Consider the following 23513-nt stretch of genomic DNA (forward strand, 5'->3'; position numbering starts at 1 on the left):
AAAATTTTAAATTTGTTCGGTTGGGGTGCTGACAATATTTGTAAACAACCCCACCGTCATTTTATGCAATTTCTAGAGCTGTAATCTTCCATTTGGAGAAAACTTTTTCTACTCTCATAGCTATGGCTCGTACTCGGGCCAAATCTTCCATGATGAGACATACTTCAAACGTATCTGTTCGTACTTTTTGCGCTTTAGCACGGCGAGCTTTGGGCAGTTTTGCCCTATGAGATGTGGGAGAAGGTTTGAGAGGTGTCCTCATACTATGCTGCCGTAGGAGTTGTTGGGTGAGCTGAGCTCTTTGCGTTACCTGTTGGTAGCATTCTTGACTAAGCCACCGTGCAATATGCTGTGTTGGACGTCGTCCTGCAAAAACTTCTAAAATTGCAACGCTGATTCCTGCGCACATGATTTCGATAGCTTTACATTCTTCGTTGCTTGGGCTGATGGGGCGTTTAGGCCGGAAGTTGATATTTTCTTCTCGAGCTAAGGCCTGTCGGAAACGCTCATATTCTTCAGCTGAGATAACAGTAAAACGTTGTTGGTTTGGTGTGGACTCGGGTTGGTGGATAGCCATGATGATGTCCTTATATCGTCTTTGGTATATAGGTAGGGTGGGTGGTTCTAGGTGTTGGGAAGAGTGAGTTTTTCTCCTGGATATATGGGTGCTTCGTAGGCACGTAGGAGTTCCTGATTATGTTGGTAAATCTGGTAGCTATATTCCAGAATGCTGCTAGGCGTTGCGTCTTCTCCTAAATGTGTTTGTGCAATGTTCCAAAGGGTGTCTCCTGCTTGAACAACGTGATCTTTTGCGGGGGCTTTAGTGTGCACGCTTCGTGTTGATGTGGTGACTCCAAAGAGTGGAGTGAGCGGAATATATTCTTTCTCTGAGGCTGAGAGCATGATGTGGTGTAGAGAACTATTTTTGGCCTCATATCCAGAAGATCTTTTTTCGGCAGAATCATGCTGAGAAATTTTTGACGTAAAGAATGTCGTCAACGGAGGGCTCATAGGCTTGGACTCTATATTCTCTACTTGTCCTTGCCCTACGCAAGTGATTGCGGTTGCTGTTTGTGTGGGGGAGTACGCCTGTGCTGGAGTGCAGATAACGCCAATCCCGATTAGCGCTAGTGCACAGTTTTTGAGGCACGTCGGTGCCCACGAGGGAAGGTGAAGGCGCCTGTGAGGGTTTCTCTGCTGGAATCGGTATGAACGCAGAATGAAGAAGATACTTGTACACCACCAAAGCAGGACTAAACCACTGAGACAAAGGACGAACTGTACATATACATAATCAAGATGTGTTGGTTTTGTGGTGGTTAGTGCTAAGCGAGAGCCGAAAATTGTGCATATTGCGAGGAGAGGTGTTCCAACGCTGAGAAGATAGTCAGTTCTTGAACAGCTGACTTGGGCTTTACCCAACATGCTCGTTTGATACATAAACACCTCTTATTATGCCATTTGATGTAGTTTGACGTCTTTAGATAGAGTATGTACTGTCTTGATGTTAAAAGTAAAGAGTTTTAAATAATTTTTCATAGAAAATAGAAAAAAATATCTTGATGAGAACCAAAGATGGGATATACAAGTGTCGATGGAAAAGATTTTTAGAGACTACGAAGCTCAACTCGATTCACTGCGACAACAAGAGATAGAGTCATCTGCTCAGGAATCGCGACGTGCAGAATTTGCAAAAATCCAGCAGGTGGACCGTTTAGCAGCACAACAAGGACGTCGTATTCGAGTATGTTGCCATCCGTCCATACTGTGGAGTGTAGAGCTTGAAACTGTAGGTAACGGGTGGGTGCAGCTTCGCTCGACAACAGAAAATATTCTGATACCCCTACGCTCTATTCTGTGGTGGGAAGGCGAAAACAGGCGCTCTCAACTAGATGCGGGAGCGATTACCAGAAAACTTAATTTTTCCTATGCGTTTCGAGCGCTTAGTGTAGCTAGAACACCCCTACGTATTTTTCACCGTGATTTTGTGACAACGACTGAAGGGACAGTTGAAAAAGTAGGGTTAGATTTTATAGAAGTTGCATTACACCCTTTAGACGGGCAATACCGTTCAAGAAATATTACTGGTATGCGTGTTGTCGGACTAGAAAATGTGGGGGCAGCTTGCTCCCCTCGAAACGTGTGATATCAACCGAAAACTAGGTTAACTGATTCTGCTCAATAGCTTGTTCAGCCTTTTGATACGCTTGTGCGATATATTCTTCAAGTTTGACGTCTTCAACTCTCCACTGACCTCGTCCGCCAATTTGTATGGCAGGAAGCTCACCTGAACGCACGATAGCGCGTGCTTGAGCGAGAGAAATATTGAGAATTTCTCCAACTTCTGTCAGTGTGTAAAAACGTTGCTTGACCATAAAAATATCCTCGTTAGCGTTTTGAAAGAGGGGATAGCTGTTCATTACTATAACCCGTATTTCATGCTATTTGATAGCGGATATTGAAATGTGCTCTACTTTGATAATCACAAGGTGGGGTTATCCACAGATTTATGGTAAAGAAATGAAACTTTTGTTTTTGAGATGCTAAGAATCTGAAAATTCAGTAGGCTGTTACCCAAGCCCAAAACTGCCTAGAGAACTGACAGAAGTCCCTCATGAAAACAGACCCCAAAGCACCTAAAGCCTTTGCCTCACGGTTACAAAAACCTGGTTTTAAAGACCCGAAGCTACTTATCGGACTCTTTCTGATTCTTATGTCACTCACCGGAGTTATCACCGTCGTCAATATCTCCAACCAAACAAAACCCTATTGGGTCACGACACGAGAAATCTATGTCGGAGAAGAAATCAGCGAAAAAGACCTCAAAAAAGTAGACGTCCGACTCAGCGAAGCCTCCTCGCACTATCTCTCTACAGAAGACAGCGGAACACCACATATTGCAACCCAATTTATTGGTGCACACCAGCTCATACCTAAAAACTCTCTCGGAGAAGTCGAACAAAATGACCGTAAGAAAACAACAATCGTTCTCGACTCCACCATTGCATCAGGATATAAAGCAGGAGACCTCGTAGATGTTTGGGTATCTTCAAAGAACGAGACCGGTAACGGATACGCAACTCCTGTGCGTCTAATGGAACAAGCCGAAATAGCTCGTATCAACAGCGAAGATTCAGTCCTTGGCTCTACCGGAAAAACCGCCCTACAACTGCTCGTTAGTGAAGACGTCCTCTCCTCTATTCTCCACGCCACCTCTAACGACAGCAAAATATCGTTAGTTCCATCTTTCTAGGAAAACCTATGAATATCCCCGTAGTTGTTTTAGGTGATACTGCTGGACAATATATCCAAGCAATTGAACGTCAACGTGGCGCCATCAACGTTGTACGACACGTTCAAGAACTCAGTGACCTCATCGGTATCGCACATAGTGGTATAGCGCGTGTTGCCCTGCTCGTCAGCGGCTATGAAGACCTCACCGCATCATTAGTGCATCAGCTCTCTGAATCTCAAGTCATCACCCTTATCATCGCAGACCCTGGCGAAGCACCCCACATCGCCGGTGCTCATACCATCAGTTCCCTCACTGACACACAAGAACTCCTCAACCAGATTGAACAGATTACCTTCACCGAAGAATACAAAAAAGACGGCGAACACCATCAAGAACCTGAAAAACGGGAGGAAGACTCTCCTCACAACGCGGATAAAGAACCCCAAGATGAGGGGTCATATAACGCAAAAATTCTCACGGTCTGGGGTGGGGCAGGGTCACCTGGACGATCAACAATCGCCATAAACCTTGCCGTATGCGCAACTCAAGAACAAGAAAAAGTATGTCTGATTGATGCTGATACCTACGCCCCATCAGTGAGCGCACTTTTAGGAATGTTAGAAGACTACTCTGGTTTAGCTCAGTTATGTCACCTTGCAGACAGGGCAACATTAACATCAGAGAACATTCATGAGATCATAAGTACTATCAAAATTGAAGGTGGCTACCTCGACGTCATTACTGGAATCACACGTAGCGACCGTTGGCCAGAAATCCGTTCTCAAGCATTCGAACTTCTTCTAACAACCTTGCGCCAAAATTATGACCTCATCATTATCGATACCGGATTCTGCATAGAAGAGGACGAAGAAATTACTTTTGATGGGGTCGCACCAAGTCGTAATGCGGCAACGCACGTTGCCTTAGAATCTGCAGACAACATCATTCTGCTCGGCAGCGCTGATGTACTAGGAATCCCCAGACTGCTGCGCTCGTATGAAGAACTCCAAGAGTTCCAACAACGAAGAAACCTCAACGCCACCGTCGATATCTGGGTTAATAAAGTTCGTCCAAACTCAGTAGGAAACCGACCTGAAGAAAAAATACTGCAATCATGGCAACGCTTTGGCCCCGAAAAACCTATTAGAGGCTTCATCTCTCACGAACCGTCTATCGTCGACAAATGTGCTCTTTCTGGGAAAACCGTTGTTGAAGTTTCCAAACAATCTCCGATGACACAAACAATACGAAACATGTTATCGACACTTACAACAGGTGAAGAAAAATCTGCACAACATGCGAATCAAGAAGGAGCTACGGTGGTGAGTGTTAAACGCCATGACGATAGCTCCAAACCTCCAAAAAAACGGTGGTGGAGGAAGAAAAACTCTACCTAACAGGTGGTATCGTCATGTGTGTAGATAATCAAGACGAGCTGCACACCAAGGGGCAGAAGAATGCTTAGAGAAGCCACCATTTATTCTGAGAACCTCAGTCCACGAGACTCCGAATGGTTACATTTACTTCTCGGTGATTGGCAGATTATCGCTGACGCTGCCCACGGAGACCTTGTCCTCTGGCTACCCCAAAGTATCGAACCACCACACCAATTTATGAGTGTGGCACAGGTGCGTCCTTCTACTGTGCATACACTGTTTCACCGCGATATGGTGAACAAAACTATGTATGAAGATCTTGTCCCTCATGCAGAACAGGCATGGTCTCAAAAAACCGTTAAAAAGTTTTCTCACATACTGCCAGAAACCGGCACACGAACTAACACCTGTATGGTTCCCCTCATGAGGGAAGAACGGGTTATTGCCTTATTGACCGTACACACAGAATTATTTGACGCACGTATTCCACCGAAAGTTGAATTGATGTGTCAAAAGTTTTCTATGGATCTTTTACAAATGGTCACTCGTGGAGCATGGCCTGAATTTACTGCCCCCGTAGGAAGCTCTCGTGGTAACCCACGAGTTAGCGACGGGGTGATTACTCTTGACGCAGAAGGCAAAGTGCTTTTTGCATCCCCCAATGCCGCCTCAACCTATAAAAGATTAGGGTTAAAAGAAGAACTAGAAGATACACGACTTGTCGATAAAACACGAGAACTCATTCCTTGCGGTGAGAAAGCAGACGAAACGCTTCCACTCGTGCTCACCGGCAGAATGCCATGGCGTGGTGAAGTACGAGCAAACAACACAAGCGTGACCTTTCGCGCAATTCCTCTTCGACGGCCCACAGCGCTTGGAGAAGAACGCTATGGTGCAGTACTACTATGCCGTGACGTCACTGAACTACGCCGTCGCGAGTTAGAGATGATGACCAAAGATGCCACCATCCGAGAAATACACCATCGTGTTAAAAATAATCTTCAAACAGTTTCTGCGTTGCTACGTTTGCAATCTCGACGTATGCACACCGAAGAAGCTAAACAAGGACTTGAGGAGGCGATGAGACGTGTGGCAACTATTGCATTAGTACACGAGACACTCTCTCAAGGGCTGACACAAAGCGTAGATTTTGATGAATTAATTCAGCGCCAATTCCGTTTTGCTGCAGAGTTAGCTTCCCCCGGTCAGGAAGTTCGTACCGTTCTTGAAGGAAGTTTTGGGGAGCTGCCGAGTCAGTTTGCCACTCCATTAGCGCTGATTATTAATGAGATTGTTGCTAATGCTGTAGAACATGGCTTAGCTGGTCAGGCGGGAACTGTTATTCTTCGTGGGGAGAGAGGCCACAACAAGGCCCATGAAGATACTTTAAGAATCACTATTACTGACGATGGCGTTGGTATGGGAGATACCAGTATCCCTGCCTCAGATAATGCCGGTTCCTTGACGATTAGTAACGATGAGGGACTTGGTATGCAGATTGTTCGTACTCTTGTGGCAAGTGAATTGAACGGTTCTATCCGTTGGCGTCCTGCCGAACCACAAGGAACTGAAGTTGTTATTGATGCAGTGTTGGTTGATACAGGGGAATAGTCTTTCCCGTAGTTCTAGGAGTACCCCTTTTGGGAGATAAAATAACAGCGAGGTTTCCTATCTCCTTCATAGTTGAGAGATGAGAAACCTCGCTGTTAGATGCGGTATGTTTAGGAAGCTCTACGAGCTCGGGCGACACGTCGTTTAATGGCACGGCGTTCGTCTTCACTTGTTCCACCCCAAACACCAGAATCCTGGCTAGTTTCGATGGCCCACTGCAAACAGGTGTCCATAACCGTGCAGTTGCGGCACACCGTTTTTGCTTCTTCAATTTGGAGAAGAGCCGGACCACTATTTCCTACGGGAAAAAAGAGTTCTGGGTCTTTCTCCAAACAAGCAGCACGGCTACGCCAATCCATGAGCACGTTCTCCTTATAGACCTGAAGCACCCAACTAATAGCTGCATGATGCTTCTACAACAAATCATGGCCCCTAAGGTTAGGGGCCATATCAAACCTCAATAAGGTTCGCACGTAATGAACTTATAGACAAGAGTTTTAACCGGAAAAATGTCAATAAAACTTGAGTGTTCTATCACAGAGCATCACGCAACCGTTTCTGAGCAGTCTAAATCTGAGATAGGATGTCTTCCGGTGAACAGTTCGACAATACAGGGGAGTGCCGATGCTAGGATATAACGCACCAACAGCCGTTAAAACAGTTTCAGTGTTGGTCTTTCTTCAAGCCCTTTGTATCAGCGTATATGCTGTTTTACTCACTGTATTTGCTACCGATCTTGCCGTTGGCTTACCTCTGACTTTCTGTTTCATTGCTATTGCGTTGTGTCTGGGGTGGAGTGCCTATGCGTTGCTTAAGGCTCGTGGATATGCGCGTTCACTGATTCTCGTGTGGCAACTATTTATCATCATTATTGCGGTTCAAGCTGTTATCGTTTCGGGGCATATCCTTGCTCTCATCGTGCTTCTGAGCGCGGGGGTAAACACCATCGTATTGTTTAGCTCTACAGTGTCTAAATATCTTCAATAGCTAGGGGCACCTGGCAACATCTTCGTTCCTGAGATTCTATGAGAACAGCTCTGCCTGGAGGTATTTTGCCTTCTGTCATCGCAGTGTAAGGGAGTCGTAGATGTGGGTAGAACTGTAACTCAGCATGCCCTTGAGGTCGTAGCAGCACCCCCTGCTGTGCCGTTTTAGCTGCTACTGCAAGTGGCAGATGTGACCAACGTGCTTCTGGACTGTAAACATAGAACATATGGCGGGTTTGAAAACTAAACTCTAAGAGAGCCTTCTGCGCTTCTGAGCTTAGATAATGAGCATCATCTACAAAAACGATGAGTTGTTCTGGGGCAGATATTTTTTCTAAAAGTTCTTTGAGGCTCTGAGCAGAACTCGTTTTCTGCCCGTGAATCAATAAGCCAGCATAGTGCTGGTTGCTATGTTGTAGGACTTTGAGCGTATTTGTTTTACCGCTACGGGCACCCCCGACGATAGGAGTATATGCTCCTGAAACGATGGGGATATGTACAGTATTTTTTGCGGTTTCTACACCGATAGCTAAAGATGCGCTATCCGAATATTTATGGGAGTTTTGAATAGCTGTTTGCCATCGTTTCCACGAGATATGTTCTGGTATTTGTTCGAATAAAGGCTGTGTGATGGGGAGTTCTTGCGCTAACTCTTCATAAGAACAATGAGACGGGTAAACTAACCCCGCTCTCATCTTTTCTGCACCTTTAACGCGGTGGAGGGCTTCTCCTTCCAACGTAAACTCTCCTGGTGCTGGTATAGGGTAGTTCCGTTGATGGGCCCGCAGAGGGTCATGTTCAACGGTGTGTGCCGAATATAATGCTGTGCGTGCAATAGTGGAGAATCTTCCCTTCAAAGGTTGGCGCGCGGTGACTAATACCGTGCGTTGAGGAATCTGGTCGATGAGTAGTGAGAGAATCAGGTTTTCTAAGGTGCGTTCTCGGGCGTAGTTTTCGAGCCAGACATCAAGTGCGTCAAAGAGAATGACTTGTGAATTGTTCTGAGGAGGATGAGATATGAGATGTTCAATAGTATGTCGTAAAAATTCTGGGTCATAGGGGCTTACTAAAACTTTAAAACACGCGTTTTTCCCTTCTGGCTGGAGTGCTCTCATCTTTTCATAGAACCGTGTATCTGCCGTAAATAGGTAGAGGTCAGCGCCCATATGTGCTGCTTGGGCAAGGAATGAATAGAGATAATTTTCTGTCTCGTCGGGGGCTCCTACGAGGGCATAGGTTCCTTCTTCTGGGCAGAAACGTAATCTATGGTGTAATCCTTGAGCGGGAAGCTCTAACACCCCACCAAAATGCTCTTGCCGATGAGATGCTCTGTAATGCAGATGATGTTTGTCTGGTGCGGGAAGAATAGGGCTTTCGAAAACTTTGGTGGATTCAATATGTTCGAGGTAACTGCGAAGTATAGAATCTTCGTCATGGCTCTGCTCAACTACAGATGGAGGATGCTGTGAAGAACCAATGTATTGGATAGTCAATGGTGTTTTTGGTTGGTGTGCTGGGGTGTCGATAGACACCCCTTGGAAGGGGAGCAACTGTTCATCTGTTTGATAAATAAGCCCTGCACCGGGTGTTGAAGTTGATATTTTTGATGCGGCGTCACTATTGATGAGGCTCATAGATTCTTGTACTGAAGAAACCCGAAGACAAAGTGTCGTGGCGATATTAGCTCGAATATCTGATGCAACGCTTCCTTGCGGTCTTTGCGTTGAAAGAATGAGATGTACTCCCAAAGAACGCCCGATACTGGCAATAGCCACAATATGTGAGTGAGCTTCTGGGTGGGCATCTATCAGCATTTTATATTCATCAATCACAATGACGAGTTCTGGAAGTAGTCCAGAACCTGAGGTGTGCTGTTTGAGGTAATCGGTGTAGGAGCTACAACCTAGGGTTGCAAAGTGTTCTTCTCTACGTCGTAACTCTGCTCGTAGGAAGAGAAACGCCCGCTGTACGCTAGAGGCATCAAGATCAGTTAGGAAAGCGCGCGTATGTGGCACCTGAGCAAAGGGACTAAATGTGCTCCCACCCTTATAGTCGATGAGTACTAGTCCAAGACGTTCTGGCGCATATTGGTAGAGCATTGACAGCAATAAGGCTCGAAGCAGATGTGATTTTCCAGAGCCGGTAGTTCCTGCAACAAGCCAGTGCGGTCCATCTTGATTAAGTCCTAGATAATGTTCTTTCCCGTCAACAACTCCAACGAGCACATTAATTTCTAATGGGATTTTGGGTGGAAGCATCTGATATAACGGATGCGTTTGTGTAAAGAGCGAGAATGACTCAATGCTGCTAGATATTAGCTGATGTTGGTGATTTCGATGGTGGCGTAACTGTCGACTGATGGAGTTTGCGAAGGCCTGAACACTCATCTGGTTGGCTAATACTGTTATGGATTGCTGGCTATCTTCTGGTACGTATCGGGAGAAATAACTGGGAGTGTGTACTGTGATGAGAGAGGTATAAGGGTTTTCTTGTAAAAGCGTGATGCTGTTTTCTGCCATATGTGAGGAATGTGAGAGATCCTCTGGTGAGGTACAGATGAGGAGATAATTTTTTTCTTTCTGGAGGTGTTGTGGTTTTTCTGAAGAGTAGGTTGTAATAATCCACGGCCTATGACACGAGTTAATGTCTGCCGTCTCGATAAGAGTGAGGGTTTCTAATAGCGCGTATTCTGCAGGGTATTCGTGAATGAACTCTGGCGTAAAAATAATGGTGTGCTTATGCTGCGAACATATTTGTAGAAGTAAAGAACGTAAAGCTCCTTGTGAGATATGTGTATAGATACGTACGGTATCTTTCTCTCCGTATCTTAAGAAGAAACCAACATCGTGTATGAGAGGTAGATTCGTTAGATGTGAGTTTTTGTGAGTGAGTGCTGCATAGCGTTGAGTTCTGCCAAGGCATAGAATCCTTGGCTGGTGTTTGGGGGAGTACCCCGGACAGCCTGCATGATGAACATGATTGGCTTGGTCTGCATCTTCCTGCGCTTTGGTCTGTATAAAATCACGGTATTGTGTGTTCTCATGCCTAGTCATCATCCAATGGATGCCCATGAGTACAGAAGTTGCTACTGAAAAGAGAAGAAAAATCCACGTATGCATGAGCCACGCAATGAACACTCCCAATGCTAATGGCATGAGTGTCATCAGCGCTCGTTGAAGAGTGTTTTTAGCGGTCGCTGGTGGGGTGATGTCTAGCGGAGCTAGCATTTCAGGTGTTAGTGGACGATGCCTACATGAAAGGTCTTGAATTAGGACGCAGAGCGAATCCCCCATACGGAATGGGGTATCTAGAGCTAACGAAACTGAGGTGTGCTCATCGCGGTGAAAAAGTAACTGTGTAGGAGATATTGTGATGGTTCCGTTGTGAGGGGCTAAGGCCATATCTGCGATAGTGATATCGCAATCAGAACGTCCAATAGTGTATGTTCCACGTGTGAGTGGGTATATTAGGCCGCAGTCTGGGCCACTTTCAACGCAGAGGTAACAGATAACTTTTGAATGGTGGGGAAGGCTTCGAGGCTCGGTGTTTAAGATAGTTCCTGAGGGTAACAACCTAATATCAGTCACCTTTGAGAGGGCAAGGTCGTGGACGTATAGTGGCGGTATCTGCGATGAGTGTTCTAAAGCTGCTTGGAATGAAGCCCCGCAAATTTCTTCATGCGTTTCAACACGGATAGGTGTGTAGGTGCCAGCGTTGTGGTGATATATCAAGAAAAAGCGCTCCATACGTCCATTAGAGCTAGCGGTATAAGGGCGCTTCAAGAACCTCGCAATAAGATGTGGATAACTTGGGATATTTCTTAAATATCTCTGAAAGTTTTCCCCAAAATAAGGTATATATTGACTTCTTCATCACTTTTTGATGGATTAATCACTTTCAAGTGCATGAACCGCTGTGAGGACACGAGAGATACAATAGAAATTCAGGTAGTTTGTTTACTGAATGTTTTTGTTGATATGTCTTTTAATAAAAGCATCATAAGAACCACCCGTTGTAGCGCTGTTGGGGGCTACGCCAAGATAATAAAGAAAGCTTGAGCGGCTTATCACTCAAGCGAGAAGTACAGGAGTATTTGTGAACGCTGATCTTGTTGTCGTAGGTTCAGGTCTTTTCGGACTGACAATCGCAGAGCAAGCCGCTACTGAATTGGGACTGAAGGTTGCGCTTCTGGACCGTCGTTCTCACATTGGCGGTAACGCATACAGTGAAAAAGAAGAGCGCACTGGTATTGAAGTGCACCGATATGGTGCGCACCTATTCCACACCTCAAATGAACGTGTTTGGGAATACGTCAACCGTTTTACAGAGTTCACGGACTATAAACACCGCGTATACGCACAATATAAAGGCATCGTTTACCCCCTACCTATCAACCTCGGAACCATCAACCAGTTCTTCAACGCCGCATACTCTCCTGCAGAAGCTAAGGCTCTCATCCAAGAACAAGCTGGAGAATTTGCTGGAACTGACCCCGCAAACCTGAATGATAAAGGTATCTCTCTTATCGGCCGTCCGCTGTATGAAGCTTTTGTTAAGCACTACACCGCAAAACAATGGCAGACCCCGCCTGAGAAACTCCCCGCATCTATTATTTCTCGTCTTCCTGTGCGCTATAACTACGACAACCGTTACTTCAACGATAAATATGAAGGTCTTCCTGTAGACGGTTACGCTGCATGGTTAGAGCGTATGGCTGCACACCCCAATATTGAGGTTCACCTGAACACTGACTTCTTTGAAGATGGCCATGAATACTCTCGTTCAAAAGTTCTTGGCCAGATCCCTGTTGTCTATACTGGCCCTATTGACCGATACTTCGATTACGCTGAAGGTGACTTGTCTTGGCGTACTATCGACTTGGAAGAAGAAGTCCTTGAAATGGAAGATTTCCAAGGCTGTGCAGTGATGAACTACTCTGATGAAAACGTTCCGTTCACCCGCATTCACGAGTTCCGTCACTTCCACCCAGAACGTGACTACACCAAAGACGCCACCGTCATTATGCGTGAGTACTCTCGTTTTGCAGAAAAGGGCGACGAACCCTATTACCCCATCAACACTGACAGCAATCGTCAAAAACTTCTTGCGTACCGCGACCTTGCCGCAGGGGAGAAGAGCGTACTCTTCGGAGGACGTCTTGGAACTTACAAGTACCTTGATATGCACATGGCTATTGGCTCTGCACTATCAATGTTCGATAATAAAATTCGACCTCACTTCGAAAAAGGCCAGAAAATTGTCTCTGGCGGAGTAGAGGTATAGGTTATGGGCGCTGAAACTTTAACCATGAAGACTCTACAACGCGTTATCTTCCCTGAACGTGAACAGACCGATACCATCCCTCTATACGTAGATTCTGGTATTGCTACTGGTGTGCAACTCTCACACGTCTCAGGTGCACTCACCTCTAATGATTCCCTAGACACCGCAGACACAACAGAACGCACCGACTCTGCAAACCTTGGTTCGAAGGTGTCAGAAACTCAAATCGAGGACTTTATCGGTCGTAGTTCTACCCTCATTCGTTCCGGAACACGGCTTTCTTTTGCCACCTACTTCAACGCTTTCCCTGCTTCTTATTGGAAACGTTGGACAAACCTGACCTCTGTGCGTTTGCAAACACGTACGAACGGCACTGGAACTATCGTTGTGTATAAGTCCAATGCACGCGGGTCTATTCAGCGTGTTGATTCGAAAAGCCTTTCTGGTAAAGAAACCACAGAATTCGATTTGACGCTTAAACCCTTTGGTGACGGCGGCTGGTACTGGTTCGAGCTCATTGCTAGCGGTGAAGATAACCTGATTCTTCACTCTGCTCAGTGGATGGGTGAAGACGACGGTAAAACTGCAGGGAAAATTACATTGCAGATTACCACCATGAACAAACAAGACTTCTGCCTAGATAACCTACGTCTGCTGGCAAAAAATCCAGAAGTTTTGGAAAACCTTCAAGAAATTCTTATCGTTGACCAAGGTAGCCAAAAACTTCAAGATGCTGAAGGCTTTGAAGAAGTCGCAGCGCAGCTTCCTGGAAAACTGCGCATCATCAATCAAGGTAACTTGGGCGGATCTGGTGGTTTTGCTCGCGGCATGTATGAAGCAGTAGAAAACGGTAGCGACTACGCCCTTCTACTAGATGACGATGTCGTCGTTGAACCAGAATCTATTATTCGTCTACTCACTTTTGCCGATATGTGCCGTAAACCTACTATTGTGGGTGGACACATGTTTGACCTCTACAACCGTACGGTCTTACACACCTTTGGCGAGGTTGTAAACCGCTATCGCTTCCAACCCTCATTACCTCACGCAGATCAATTCCTTGGACATGATTTCTTGCACGGTAGCTTGCGTAATACCCCATGGTTGCATCGTCGAACCGACGTCGATTACAACGGTTGGTGGATGGACCTCATCCCAACGCAAGTCATCAAAGAAATTGGTCTTTCTCTACCCATCTTCATCAAATGGGATGACGTGGAGTACGGTCTAAGAGCTAAAGAAGCTGGATACCATACTGTATCTCTACCTGGTGCAGCTGTTTGGCACGTCTCATGGGCAGATAAAGATGATCTTGTTGGTTGGCAGGCATACTTCCACATTCGTAACCGCATCATCACCTCATTACTCCACTCACCTTATGAGCGTGGCGGAAAGCTCTTACAAGAATCTTCGTTTGCAGATGTGAAACATCTTATTTCGATGCAGTACTTTACTGAACATGGAAGAATTATGGCTTTACGCGATATTCTTCAAGGCCCCGAACAGCTACATACGATTTTGTCTGAGCGTCTTCCCCAGATTCGTGAACTTGTACAACAGTACTCGGATGCACAATTCAAAGAAGACATCGAGTCCTTCCCCGAACCGAAGATGCACAAGCCCCCACGTAATGGCCGCGGTTTTGCGCCACCATCCTATAAGAGCTTGGTTCCTTGGGCTGTTAAAACTCTTGCAAAGCAGCTTGTTAAACCTGTTGAAGATACCTATAAGAACCGTCCACAGGCACATATTGCCCACCTCGATAACCGTTGGTGGCGTATGTCCCAGTATGATTCTGTTTTGGTTTCTAATGCAGAAGGTTCTGCCGTTTCATGGTATAAACGTGACCCTCAGCAGTTGCGCTCTAAACTTGTTGAATCAACAAAACTGACGGCACAGATTCTTAAGAGCTGGCCTCAGCTACGTCAGCAATACCGCGCGGCTGCTACTGAATTGACTTCTTTTGAGTCATGGAAGAAAACGTTTGATCAACATACTGAATCTGAAATTACTCGATGAAAAATCTTGCTGATATTCCTTTAACCGTTCCGGGCTCAGGTCGTGGTCTACGCGATATACCCTCCCATAAGTACCTTCTTAAACTTCTTGTGGATAAGGAGATTCAGGTTCGTTATCGCGGATCTGTGCTAGGTATTTTATGGTCGTACATTAAACCTGCTGTGCAGTTTAGTGTGTTCTATATTGCTCTTGGCGTGTTCTTGGGACTAGAACGGGGAATGCATAATTACGCCATCTACCTTTTCTCTGGAATGGTCATTATTAACTTCTTCTCTGAAGGGTTTAGTAATGGGGCGAGGGCACTCATCGCTAATGGTTCTTTGATTAAAAAGATTTACCTGCCGCGTGAGCTGTTCTCTGTCTCAACGGTTTGGGTGGCGTTGATACATTTTGTTCCGCAAGTGGTGGTGCTTTTAGTCGCCTGTTTCTTTGCAGGCTGGTCACCAGATGTGAAACAACTCGGCGCGGTCATCGTTGCCACGATTATCATTATGATTTTCTCTTCAGGGCTGGGGCTAATATTCGGTGTAGCCAATGTTTTCTTTAGGGATTCTGAAAACATCGTTGATATGTTGTTGATGATTGCAACATGGATTTCTCCGGTGCTGTATTCGTGGACGATGGTGCGCGACACCCTTTACCCCTGGGTTATTAACCTTTACTTGCTGAACCCTGTGACCATTGCTGTGGAGCTTTATCATTACGCTTTTTGGATGCCAACTCTTGATGAAGCAGAATTAGCGTCTTCGGTTGCTGCACAGATTCCACCTCATCTACTGACGTTCTGGACGCCTGTAGCGATTTTGGTGTCGTTGTTCTTCTTGTTGCTGGGAGATATTTTCTTCCGCCGCTTTGAAGGCAACTTCGCTCAGGAGCTCTGATCATTGATGAAAGTTAAAAAGTTTGACTTACCTCCAGTGAACCCTCATGGTACTGTGGTCATTCGTGTTGATAGGCTTATCAAACGTTTTGTGCTGCGTCATACACGTTCTATGAAAGAAGCTTTTATTTGGCTTGTGAACGGACGTAAAGGTGACCTGAACGAAAAATTTAATGCCGTCAATGAAGTGACCTTCGACATCCGCGAGGGGGAGCGTGTTGCCTTATTAGGTAAAAACGGTTCTGGAAAATCCACCATGCTTAAGCTGATATCTGGTGTGATGGTTCCGGATTCTGGTCGGGTGCTGGCTCGTGGCCGTATCGCAGGTCTCATTGAAGTGGGTGCAGGTTTTCACCCTGACTTGACCGGACGCGATAATGTCTATTTGAATGCCGCTATCCTTGGTATGAGCAAAGAAGAAATTACCGAAAAATTTGCCTCTATTGAAGAGTTCGCAGAAATTGGTGATTTTATGGATACTGAAGTGAAGTTTTATTCTTCAGGCATGTATCTTCGACTTGCTTTTGCGGTAGCAGTACACACAGATCCAGAAATTTTCTTAGTTGATGAGATTCTTGCTGTTGGTGATGAAAAATTCCAGAAGAAGTGTCTGGAACGTATCCGCCAGTTGTGTTTGGAGGGAAAGACTCTCGTTGTGGTGAGCCACGAGCTAGATATGATTTCAAAGATTTGTGATCGTGGCATCATCATGGACGGTGGACATATGGTTTTTGACGGGCCTGTTGACGATGCCGTGAAGATTATGCGCGGTGAGAGTCTCGACTCCTAAACAATAATTTCATCTTGTGATAGATATTCATGCGGGTAACCTCGGGCAGGTTACCCGCATGTTTGTGTTATGGCAAGGGATAACGTTTTATTACTTCTTGTGGGGTCTTCTGTAGACAACTTAACATATTTATTTCTTGAAAGAACTCTTGACTAGCACTTTCATTAAATGTTTAGTGAAAATTAGTGGGCCATTTGGGTGAAAACATGTGCTCCAAGGTGTCCAAAAGTCTTCAACTTATCCACAAAAATAACATTTAGTTGAAATAAAAATGTTGTAGATTTAGATTTTTTATGTCTGAACTGATGTTTAGGCTAACCACTGCCATACAAACGCAAAGAAAACCATGCACCTAACACAACAACGCAACTCAGGGCATCAAATCCTTGAAGACGATGTTCGAGAGCTCATCCGTGAAAGCGGAATTGACCCTCTCAACAACACTCAACAAGCGCATCAACTCATCGATCAAGCTCTCAACGCTTACGAAACACGCATGGTTCGTGGAACCCTCCCGCGCATTGAAGACTTGACCAACGCACGACAATGGCTCATCCACCAAATCTGTGGTTTTGGTGCGCTACAGCCATACCTTGAAGACCCCAGCGTCGAAGAAATTTGGATTAACTCTCCCAGCGAAATTTTTGTTGCTCGAGCAGGCGAATCTGAACTAACCGGAATAACACTCAATAGTGAACAAATCCGCTCTCTCGTAGAACGCATGCTCAAAATATCTGGACGCAGGCTAGACCTCAGCACACCCTTCGTCGACGCCTCATTGCCCGACGGTAGCCGCCTGCACGTGGTTATTCCCGACATCACCAAGAAACATTGGAACGTCAACATCCGAAAATTTATTGCGCGCGCTAGAAGCCTCAACGACCTGGTCCGTTTAGGGTCATTGAACGCCGCTGCCGCTCGATTCCTCGATGCGGCTGTCGCCAGCGGACTGAACATTCTCGTCTCCGGTGCAACGCAAGCAGGGAAAACAACCATGCTCAACTGTCTTTGCTCAAGCATCGGAGCACGAGAACGCGTCATCACCTGCGAAGAAATCTTTGAACTCAACGTCCCATTACGAGACGTCGTTGGGATGCAATGTCGGCAAGCTAACCTCGAAGGAAAAGGCGAAATACACCTACGTAGGCTCGTCAAAGAAGCGCTACGTATGCGCCCTGACCGGCTACTCATCGGAGAGGTCCGTGAAGCAGAATCCCTCGACATGCTTATCGCACTAAACTCTGGTCTACCAGGTATGTGCACCATCCACGCTAATTCTGCACGAGATGCCGTCACCAAAATGTGCACTCTGCCCCTTCTTGCCGGTGAAAATATCTCCTCGCAATTTGTGGTTCCAACCGTTGCCTCCTGTTTTGACCTCGTTGTGCACTGCACAAGAACACGTCGCGGTCAACGCCACGTTCAAGAAATTATTGCGCTAGGAAATCGCGTAGAAAACGGGATTATCGAAACAAGCACTATTTTTAAACGAGACGGAGAAGACTTCACCTTATACGCATCTGAATTACCTGCAGCAGAAAAGTTTGCTCAACAGGGTTACACCTTTGAGAACGTACTAGGGCAAAGCTAGGGGAGTCTCATGAACATTATTTTGGGTTTGACCTTAGGCATTGGGGTATTCCTCATCTGGCTATCCTGTTGGGAACAACCAGCCAAAGAACCACGAAAAAATACTTTTGACTCAAAAATAAGACTTTTACTTCACCAAGCAGACGTACACCGAGTCTCCGCAAAAATGTTCTACCTTATTAGCATATGCTTTGCACTGTTTCTGGGGCTTGTGATTTTTGCGCTGACTGCACTATATAACCTTGCACTATTGAGCACCTGCCTAGGATGTATAGCACCATGGATGATGATTCGTCAGCGAGCAAAGAAACGTGTAGCTCTCATGCGAGAACTCTGGCCCGACGTCGTAGACCATCTACGCTCTGCCATCCGTGCAGGACTCTCCCTGCCAGAGGCTCTGATGCAACTCCAATACCGTGGACCAGAAGAACTCCGTCCAGCTTTCGAACAATTCTCTGCTGACTATCGTTCTACTGGCGAGTTCGTTGCATCCCTTAACCGACTCAAAGAACGGCTCTCAGACCCCACCGCAGATAACATCGTCGAAGCGCTCAAAGTAACACGAGAAGTTGGAGGCACTGACCTCGGAAAACTATTGGGAACCCTCAGCGAATTCTTACGAGAAAACGCCCGAACCCGATCCGAACTTGAAGCCCGACAGTCATGGACCATCAACGCCGCAAAACTTGCTGTCGCAGCACCCTGGGTCGTACTCTGCCTCATGGCAACCCAACCAGGAACTGTCCATATTTACAATAGCTTTTCTGGATTTATGGTCATGCTTAGTGGGCTCATCATCTCAATTATTGCCTACCGTCTTATGCTCAAACTTGGCGAGCTACCCGAAGAGAAAAGAGTCCTCGTATGAGCATCCTCCTCATACTCAGCCTGATCTTAGCCGCCGGCCTTTGGCTCGTAGGAGATGCACTCTATCGAGGGCGCACAACAGACTTTAGTGATCGTATCGCCCCGCAACTCAAAGCCATCGAGATGAAAACCCAGCACCTCCACGCGAGAAACCAACATCTAGGCCTCATCAGCGGCAGCGTTGAACTCATCCGACCCATATCCCAATCCATACAGCAACGTTTCAACTCGTCAACCGCCAACAGCGTAGCCTTGCAAAAACGCCTTATTCACAGTGGCAGCTCAATGGACGTCACAACCTTTAGAGCTGAACAACTCGTATGGGCAACTACGGCACTTTTATTGAGCATACTCATCTTTGGCACGGGCGCATTACGAGGAAATATAGACTTTATCGCAGCCTTCTTGCTCTCCATCTTTTGCGCCATCACCGGATTCCTTGCAAGAGATTGGTGGCTGACTCAAAACATCAAACAACGAGAATCCCAAATGATTGCAGAGTTCCCAGCCCTTGCCGAACTCATGGCACTATCGGTTACCGCAGGAGAATCAGCCCTCGGCGCCATCGAACGAGTCTGCAACTGTTCTTCTGGTGAACTTGCGACAGAGTTCCAAAAGATTCTCTCCCAAATGCGCTCAGGAGACAGCCTCGTGAACGCCCTTCAAGATTTTTCGCAGCGTACTTCTTTACCACCGCTATCACGTTTTGTGGACGGTATCGTCGTCGCCATTGAACGAGGAACACCACTGGCTGATGTTCTTCGAGCACAAGCACAAGACGTACGCGACAACGCAAAAAGAGAGTTAATGGAAATTGCAGGAAAAAAAGAGATTGCCATGATGGCACCCATTATTTTCTTCATTTTGCCATTGACGGTTGTTTTCGCGATTTTCCCAGGACTATCGCTTATCAACCTCAACTTCTAAAAAACACGGGTCTCTACGACCAAAAAACTACCTAAGGAGAACACCCATGAAAGAGCTCATCCAAAAAATTCTTGCCACCGTTACCGCATTTATCTGGACTTTACAAGCTAAAACAGAAGAAGAACGTGGAGACGTCCCCGGCTGGGTGATGATCACGATGATGACCGCAATCCTTGTTGCTGCGCTGCTCGTCGTCGCAAAAGATGCGTTGCTGAACATGTTCAACAACGCCATCGGAATGATTGGTCAATAAGCGTGAGCTTAAGCTGATGAGCACAAAAGAACTCAGATTCTTTCACACCCCGTTGAGGCAGCATCTTTTGTCCAAAGAAAAAATACGCAACACTGCAGAAGACGGTAATGCCACCGCAGAATTTGTGATGGTCAGTTCTCTTGCTGTCTTGTTCTTTGCGCTGGTATTACAAATAACCTTTGCAATTTATACTCGCAATATTTTGATTGATGCTGCCTCAACAGGTGCACGATACGGCGCCCTCCTCGATTGTAACTACTCTGACGGTGCACAACGCACACGAGACATCATTGCCTCTGAACTTCCAACCGCGTACTCATCAGAGGTGAGTTATCAACTCGTTACGGTAGATGGGTATCAGACTCTCGAAATCCGTGTGCATGGCGCACTACCGGTCGTAGGACCTTTCGGGTTTGAACACGGTATTGATGTAGCGGCACACGCAATAGTTCCTACACCAGAAGGAACATAAAAGATGAACGCATCTTCTTGCCTTAAAGCCACCATCACAAAGTTCATTCAAAAGAACACAAGAGAAGACGGCAACGCCTTGATTGAATTCGTGGGATTAAGCGTCATGCTCTTTATCCCTACCGTCTATTTTCTTCTCACCGTCTTTACCCTACATTCTGGTGCTCTAGCAGCCTCTTCCATCTCTGCACAACTGGGGCAGACCATTCATGATGCAGGTGGGAAAGCGCTCAACCCTAGAGCCTTACGCAATATTGCAGAACTTGTAGGGAAAGACTATAACCTCAACGGTGAACAAATACATTTTCAACTAAGTTGTGTGAATGATTGCCACAGCCAACAACGGATTGATGTAACAGCTAGTGTGGACGTTCAACTACCTTTGATGCCCTTACTTGATGTTGGTTCTATTGCAACGATGAATTCCACAAGCTCTGTATGGATAGGAAAATACCGTTGATAAGAAAACCACACGATGCCATTAGCTTCTCTACACCCGCACATAAGGAACAAGAGCAGGGGAGTATCATGCTCTTGCTGATTGGGTTATGTCTAGTCCTTCTACTCATTGCCTCTGTTACTGCTGGAATTAGCGCCGTATATGTAGAACATAAAAAATTGCAAGTTCTTGCGGACCGCACTAGCTCTGCCGCTGCACAAGAGATTAGAGCGTTACATCGTGGTGGGGTAAAACCTCGAGTCCTTCTGAACGACGCCTCTGTGCAAGAGAGTGCACAAAATTTTCTTCGAGAAAGTTCTGCATACACACAATTTGAGGCCTTGATACTCTCCTCACCAACAGGAGCATCTACACCCGAGACCGCCCTTGTGACCTTGCGTGCACGGGTTAAACTCCCTCTTGTGAGCGTTATCGTCCCTGAAGGAGTAGAAATAAGCGCAACAAGTTCTGCTCGTAGCCGTCTAGAACAGTAAACATACAGCAGAATTATTGTTTTTCAGTTAGGCTTAAGAGTCATGGCTTCATTAGATTTTTCTGCAGAGATTAAAACATTACGCTCAACCTACGCATCAATTGCCGAGGTGAGCGATATTAACGCGCTCAAAAACTCTATCGCAGAGCTATCTGAAGCAGCAGGCGCGCCCGACCTATGGGACTCCCCAGAAAAAGCGCAAAAAATAACCTCACAATTATCACATAAACAATCTGAACTAGAACGTCTAGAACGTCTTCACTCACGCATCGACGACCTTGAAGCCCTCGTCGAACTTGCTGAAGAAGAAGATGAACCAACCATGCTTGACGACGCGCAAACAGAGCTAGAAGATATTCAACAAAAACTTGCTGATCTCGAAGTCGTCACGCTGCTCTCCGGCGAATACGACCAGCGTGAAGCAGTCGTCACAATTCGCTCCGGCGCAGGAGGAGTAGACGCAGCAGACTTCGCTCAAATGCTTCAACGAATGTACCTTCGCTGGGCTGAGAAAAACGGGTTTACCACCCAAATACTCGACACCTCCTACGCAGAAGAAGCCGGCATCAAATCAACAACGTTTGAAGTGCAAGCACCCTTTGCCTACGGCAAACTCTCGGTAGAAGCAGGTACACACCGACTCGTACGCATCTCCCCATTCGATCACCAAGGACGTCGTCAAACATCGTTCGCCGCGGTAGAAGTTATTCCACTCATCGAACAAACCGACTATATTGACATTCCCGACTCCGACATTAAGATTGATGTATTCCGTAGCTCTGGGCCCGGCGGGCAATCTGTTAACACAACAGACTCCGCTGTTCGCCTCACTCATATCCCTACGGGCATCGTTGTCTCCATGCAAAATGAGAAATCTCAGCTTCAAAACAAAGCTGAAGCTTTACGCGTTCTTCAATCCCGACTCTTGTTACTGAAAAAAGAACAAGAAGACGCAAAGAAGAAAGAACTCGCAGGAGACGTCAAAGCAACATGGGGTGACCAAATGCGCTCCTACGTTCTGAACCCCTTCCAAATGGTCAAAGACCTCAGAACAAACTACGAAGAAGGTAACCCCAGCGCCGTATTCGATGGAAAGTTAGAAGGCTTTATCGATGCGGGTATTCGATGGCGCGCTACCGAACGCGCAGAAGGATAGGAGGTGAACATTTAGATGGCGAAGAAAAAGAAAAGCTCAGGGGCAGACCCAAATAACCATGTCATTGCCTCAAACCGTCGAGCTACACACAACTACAACATCATTGATACTTATGAAGCCGGCATTGTATTGTTAGGTACAGAAGTGAAATCATTGCGTGACGGCGGAGCATCTATTGTCGATGGTTTCTGCCAGATGTACGGCAACGAACTCTGGTTAGAAGGCGTCAACATTGCCGAATACGGACGTGGCTCATGGACGAACCACGCCGCGAAACGGCGACGAAAACTCCTCATGCACCGCAGTGAAATCAACAGAATTGACCAAAAACTTCGTGAAACAGGGTATGCAGTAATTCCACTGAAACTCTACTTCACAAAGGGCAAGGTCAAAGTCTCTATCGCGTTAGCAACCGGTAAACGTGAGTACGACAAACGTCAAGCGCTACGAGAGAAACAAGATAGTCTCGAAGCACGTCGAGCTATGCGATACAAAAACCTCGGATAGCTGAACAAACACATAACAAAAAACGGGAGAACAATCATGTCTGAAAATCCTTATGGCAACACCCCTCAGCCTGAGCAAAACTCACACAACGGGTATAACAACCAAGCACCCCAAGGCGGATACCAGATGCCTCAGCCTAACGCGTACGCACCTATGCCCGGGCAGAAAGTACCCGGCGAAGGAATGTCACTTGCCGCTCTAATTCTCGGTATTCTCGGCTTCTTGAGCGGATGGCTCGTCATCGGCGGTCTACTGGGCCTCATCGCCCTCATCCTAGGTATTATGGCGTTGCGTAAGCTCAAACCATACCCCATGGCTGGACGTGGCAAAGCAATCGCCGGCATTATCTTGGGTGTGCTCTCTATTCTTGCTGCTATTGTGATGGCATTCTTCTGGAGTGTGGCTATTAACATTGGTTTTGAAGCAGCAGAACACTGCAAAGAATACCAAGACAACCCCACCCAGCTAGAACAGTGCATCACCGATTACACTGATTCAAAGTCCAAAGGCATTGAGGTAGAAATTTCTAACTCCTAAACCTTTGCTAAACACTCAACCTATAGTGTAGGATGGTGTTTCCATGAGTGAATGGTCCTGTAGTGTGATTTAGGCTCACACCAGCAGATAACT

General features: G+C 46.3%; 24 protein-coding genes. 19 read left to right on the plus strand and 5 right to left on the minus strand.

The features are described from left to right. Positions 1-61 precede the first annotated feature (61 nt). Positions 62-577, minus strand: a complete 516-nt coding sequence (locus ACN081_RS02865) for an Rv3235 family protein (RefSeq protein ID WP_419106898.1) — start codon at positions 575-577, stop codon at positions 62-64. Between the two features lie 47 nt (positions 578-624). After that, positions 625-1440 carry a LysM peptidoglycan-binding domain-containing protein gene (locus ACN081_RS02870; protein WP_419106899.1) on the minus strand — a complete coding sequence of 272 codons (816 nt, stop codon included), beginning with the start codon at positions 1438-1440 and terminating at the stop codon, positions 625-627. A 154-nt stretch (positions 1441-1594) separates the two neighbouring features. Here ACN081_RS02870 and ACN081_RS02875 point away from each other — a divergent pair, with 154 nt between their 5' ends. Beyond that, on the plus strand, positions 1595-2146 hold the full coding sequence (locus tag ACN081_RS02875) for a hypothetical protein (RefSeq protein WP_419106900.1): 552 nt from the start codon (positions 1595-1597) through the stop codon (positions 2144-2146). A 13-nt stretch (positions 2147-2159) separates the two neighbouring features. On the opposite strand, the gene ACN081_RS02880 is transcribed toward ACN081_RS02875, so the two are convergent. Beyond that, positions 2160-2375 (minus strand): helix-turn-helix domain-containing protein, encoded by a 216-nt coding sequence (locus tag ACN081_RS02880; protein WP_419106901.1) that lies wholly within the window; start codon positions 2373-2375, stop codon positions 2160-2162. 239 nt (positions 2376-2614) lie between these two features. Between ACN081_RS02880 and ACN081_RS02885 the strand changes: the two genes are divergently transcribed. From ACN081_RS02885 to ACN081_RS02895, 3 genes are read left to right on the plus strand one after another with little or no spacing between them, the layout of a single operon-like run. Further along, positions 2615-3253, plus strand: a complete 639-nt coding sequence (locus tag ACN081_RS02885; RefSeq protein ID WP_419103521.1) for a flagellar biosynthesis protein FlgA — start codon at positions 2615-2617, stop codon at positions 3251-3253. 8 nt (positions 3254-3261) lie between these two features. Beyond that, on the plus strand, positions 3262-4632 hold the full coding sequence (locus ACN081_RS02890; RefSeq protein ID WP_419106902.1) for an AAA family ATPase: 1371 nt from the start codon (positions 3262-3264) through the stop codon (positions 4630-4632). A 60-nt stretch (positions 4633-4692) separates the two neighbouring features. Continuing rightward, positions 4693-6222, plus strand: coding sequence for a sensor histidine kinase (locus tag ACN081_RS02895; protein ID WP_419103519.1), 1530 nt, complete (start codon positions 4693-4695; stop codon positions 6220-6222). A gap of 110 nt (positions 6223-6332) precedes the next feature. On the opposite strand, the gene ACN081_RS02900 is transcribed toward ACN081_RS02895, so the two are convergent. Beyond that, a complete protein-coding gene (locus ACN081_RS02900) occupies positions 6333-6581 on the minus strand; it encodes a WhiB family transcriptional regulator (RefSeq protein ID WP_419101533.1) in 249 nt (82 codons plus the stop codon). A gap of 265 nt (positions 6582-6846) precedes the next feature. On the opposite strand from ACN081_RS02900, the gene ACN081_RS02905 reads away from it, so the two are divergent. Continuing rightward, positions 6847-7209 carry a hypothetical protein gene (locus ACN081_RS02905; protein ID WP_419103518.1) on the plus strand — a complete coding sequence of 121 codons (363 nt, stop codon included), beginning with the start codon at positions 6847-6849 and terminating at the stop codon, positions 7207-7209. Here ACN081_RS02905 and ACN081_RS02910 read toward each other — a convergent pair. After that, on the minus strand, positions 7193-10954 hold the full coding sequence (locus ACN081_RS02910) for an FtsK/SpoIIIE domain-containing protein (protein WP_419106903.1): 3762 nt from the start codon (positions 10952-10954) through the stop codon (positions 7193-7195). The two genes, ACN081_RS02905 and ACN081_RS02910, sit on opposite strands and share 17 nt — an antisense overlap. A gap of 349 nt (positions 10955-11303) precedes the next feature. Between ACN081_RS02910 and glf the strand changes: the two genes are divergently transcribed. The 14 genes from glf (at position 11304) to ACN081_RS02980 (ending at position 23420) form a co-directional block, all read left to right on the plus strand. Next, a complete protein-coding gene (gene glf, locus ACN081_RS02915) occupies positions 11304-12491 on the plus strand; it encodes a UDP-galactopyranose mutase (RefSeq protein ID WP_419103516.1) in 1188 nt (395 codons plus the stop codon). Positions 12492-12494: 3 nt separating this feature from the next. Continuing rightward, positions 12495-14510, plus strand: coding sequence for a glycosyltransferase (locus ACN081_RS02920; RefSeq protein ID WP_419106904.1), 2016 nt, complete (start codon positions 12495-12497; stop codon positions 14508-14510). Continuing rightward, on the plus strand, positions 14507-15391 hold the full coding sequence (locus ACN081_RS02925; protein WP_419106905.1) for an ABC transporter permease: 885 nt from the start codon (positions 14507-14509) through the stop codon (positions 15389-15391). The genes ACN081_RS02920 and ACN081_RS02925 overlap by 4 nt, the downstream gene beginning before the upstream one ends. A gap of 6 nt (positions 15392-15397) precedes the next feature. Next, positions 15398-16180, plus strand: coding sequence for an ABC transporter ATP-binding protein (locus ACN081_RS02930; protein WP_419106906.1), 783 nt, complete (start codon positions 15398-15400; stop codon positions 16178-16180). A 346-nt stretch (positions 16181-16526) separates the two neighbouring features. Continuing rightward, on the plus strand, positions 16527-17771 hold the full coding sequence (locus ACN081_RS02935; RefSeq protein WP_419101526.1) for a CpaF family protein: 1245 nt from the start codon (positions 16527-16529) through the stop codon (positions 17769-17771). A gap of 9 nt (positions 17772-17780) precedes the next feature. Beyond that, positions 17781-18638: a type II secretion system F family protein gene (locus ACN081_RS02940; RefSeq protein WP_419103653.1), complete on the plus strand. Its 858-nt coding sequence runs from the start codon at positions 17781-17783 to the stop codon at positions 18636-18638. Then, positions 18635-19564, plus strand: a complete 930-nt coding sequence (locus tag ACN081_RS02945) for a type II secretion system F family protein (protein WP_419106019.1) — start codon at positions 18635-18637, stop codon at positions 19562-19564. The genes ACN081_RS02940 and ACN081_RS02945 overlap by 4 nt, the downstream gene beginning before the upstream one ends. Before the next feature lie 46 nt (positions 19565-19610). Continuing rightward, positions 19611-19817 (plus strand): hypothetical protein, encoded by a 207-nt coding sequence (locus ACN081_RS02950; protein ID WP_419101523.1) that lies wholly within the window; start codon positions 19611-19613, stop codon positions 19815-19817. A gap of 16 nt (positions 19818-19833) precedes the next feature. Beyond that, complete coding sequence (locus ACN081_RS02955; RefSeq protein ID WP_419106907.1) at positions 19834-20289, plus strand: TadE/TadG family type IV pilus assembly protein; 456 nt, start codon at positions 19834-19836, stop codon at positions 20287-20289. 3 nt (positions 20290-20292) lie between these two features. Next, entirely contained in the window at positions 20293-20748 is a 456-nt protein-coding gene (locus ACN081_RS02960; protein ID WP_419106908.1) for a hypothetical protein, read from the plus strand. Next, positions 20745-21221 carry a pilus assembly protein TadG-related protein gene (locus tag ACN081_RS02965; protein ID WP_419106909.1) on the plus strand — a complete coding sequence of 159 codons (477 nt, stop codon included), beginning with the start codon at positions 20745-20747 and terminating at the stop codon, positions 21219-21221. Before ACN081_RS02960 ends, ACN081_RS02965 begins: the two co-directional genes overlap by 4 nt. Before the next feature lie 42 nt (positions 21222-21263). Next, positions 21264-22376 (plus strand): peptide chain release factor 2, encoded by a 1113-nt coding sequence (gene prfB, locus ACN081_RS02970; protein WP_419106910.1) that lies wholly within the window; start codon positions 21264-21266, stop codon positions 22374-22376. Positions 22377-22391: 15 nt separating this feature from the next. Then, positions 22392-22883 (plus strand): SsrA-binding protein SmpB, encoded by a 492-nt coding sequence (gene smpB, locus ACN081_RS02975; RefSeq protein WP_419101518.1) that lies wholly within the window; start codon positions 22392-22394, stop codon positions 22881-22883. Between the two features lie 36 nt (positions 22884-22919). Continuing rightward, the gene (locus tag ACN081_RS02980; RefSeq protein WP_419106911.1) at positions 22920-23420 is read left to right on the plus strand and encodes a DUF4190 domain-containing protein; all 501 of its coding nucleotides are present in this window, start codon (positions 22920-22922) and stop codon (positions 23418-23420) included. The last annotated feature ends 93 nt before the right edge of the window (positions 23421-23513 follow it).

It is taken from the genome of Rothia sp. P13129, assembly GCF_048512865.1.
Taxonomy (GTDB): domain Bacteria; phylum Actinomycetota; class Actinomycetes; order Actinomycetales; family Micrococcaceae; genus Rothia.

Coding starts and splice junctions, on each gene's coding strand:
- ACN081_RS02865 (WP_419106898.1), bottom strand. CDS start 577: ATGGCTATCCACCAACCCGAGTCCACACCAAACCAACAACGTTTTACT.
- ACN081_RS02870 (WP_419106899.1), bottom strand. CDS start 1,440: ATGTATCAAACGAGCATGTTGGGTAAAGCCCAAGTCAGCTGTTCAAGA.
- ACN081_RS02875 (WP_419106900.1), top strand. CDS start 1,595: ATGGAAAAGATTTTTAGAGACTACGAAGCTCAACTCGATTCACTGCGA.
- ACN081_RS02880 (WP_419106901.1), bottom strand. CDS start 2,375: ATGGTCAAGCAACGTTTTTACACACTGACAGAAGTTGGAGAAATTCTC.
- ACN081_RS02885 (WP_419103521.1), top strand. CDS start 2,615: ATGAAAACAGACCCCAAAGCACCTAAAGCCTTTGCCTCACGGTTACAA.
- ACN081_RS02890 (WP_419106902.1), top strand. CDS start 3,262: ATGAATATCCCCGTAGTTGTTTTAGGTGATACTGCTGGACAATATATC.
- ACN081_RS02895 (WP_419103519.1), top strand. CDS start 4,693: ATGCTTAGAGAAGCCACCATTTATTCTGAGAACCTCAGTCCACGAGAC.
- ACN081_RS02900 (WP_419101533.1), bottom strand. CDS start 6,581: ATGGATTGGCGTAGCCGTGCTGCTTGTTTGGAGAAAGACCCAGAACTC.
- ACN081_RS02905 (WP_419103518.1), top strand. CDS start 6,847: ATGCTAGGATATAACGCACCAACAGCCGTTAAAACAGTTTCAGTGTTG.
- ACN081_RS02910 (WP_419106903.1), bottom strand. CDS start 10,954: ATGGAGCGCTTTTTCTTGATATATCACCACAACGCTGGCACCTACACA.
- ACN081_RS02920 (WP_419106904.1), top strand. CDS start 12,495: ATGGGCGCTGAAACTTTAACCATGAAGACTCTACAACGCGTTATCTTC.
- ACN081_RS02925 (WP_419106905.1), top strand. CDS start 14,507: ATGAAAAATCTTGCTGATATTCCTTTAACCGTTCCGGGCTCAGGTCGT.
- ACN081_RS02930 (WP_419106906.1), top strand. CDS start 15,398: ATGAAAGTTAAAAAGTTTGACTTACCTCCAGTGAACCCTCATGGTACT.
- ACN081_RS02935 (WP_419101526.1), top strand. CDS start 16,527: ATGCACCTAACACAACAACGCAACTCAGGGCATCAAATCCTTGAAGAC.
- ACN081_RS02940 (WP_419103653.1), top strand. CDS start 17,781: ATGAACATTATTTTGGGTTTGACCTTAGGCATTGGGGTATTCCTCATC.
- ACN081_RS02945 (WP_419106019.1), top strand. CDS start 18,635: ATGAGCATCCTCCTCATACTCAGCCTGATCTTAGCCGCCGGCCTTTGG.
- ACN081_RS02950 (WP_419101523.1), top strand. CDS start 19,611: ATGAAAGAGCTCATCCAAAAAATTCTTGCCACCGTTACCGCATTTATC.
- ACN081_RS02955 (WP_419106907.1), top strand. CDS start 19,834: ATGAGCACAAAAGAACTCAGATTCTTTCACACCCCGTTGAGGCAGCAT.
- ACN081_RS02960 (WP_419106908.1), top strand. CDS start 20,293: ATGAACGCATCTTCTTGCCTTAAAGCCACCATCACAAAGTTCATTCAA.
- prfB (WP_419106910.1), top strand. CDS start 21,264: ATGGCTTCATTAGATTTTTCTGCAGAGATTAAAACATTACGCTCAACC.
- smpB (WP_419101518.1), top strand. CDS start 22,392: ATGGCGAAGAAAAAGAAAAGCTCAGGGGCAGACCCAAATAACCATGTC.
- ACN081_RS02980 (WP_419106911.1), top strand. CDS start 22,920: ATGTCTGAAAATCCTTATGGCAACACCCCTCAGCCTGAGCAAAACTCA.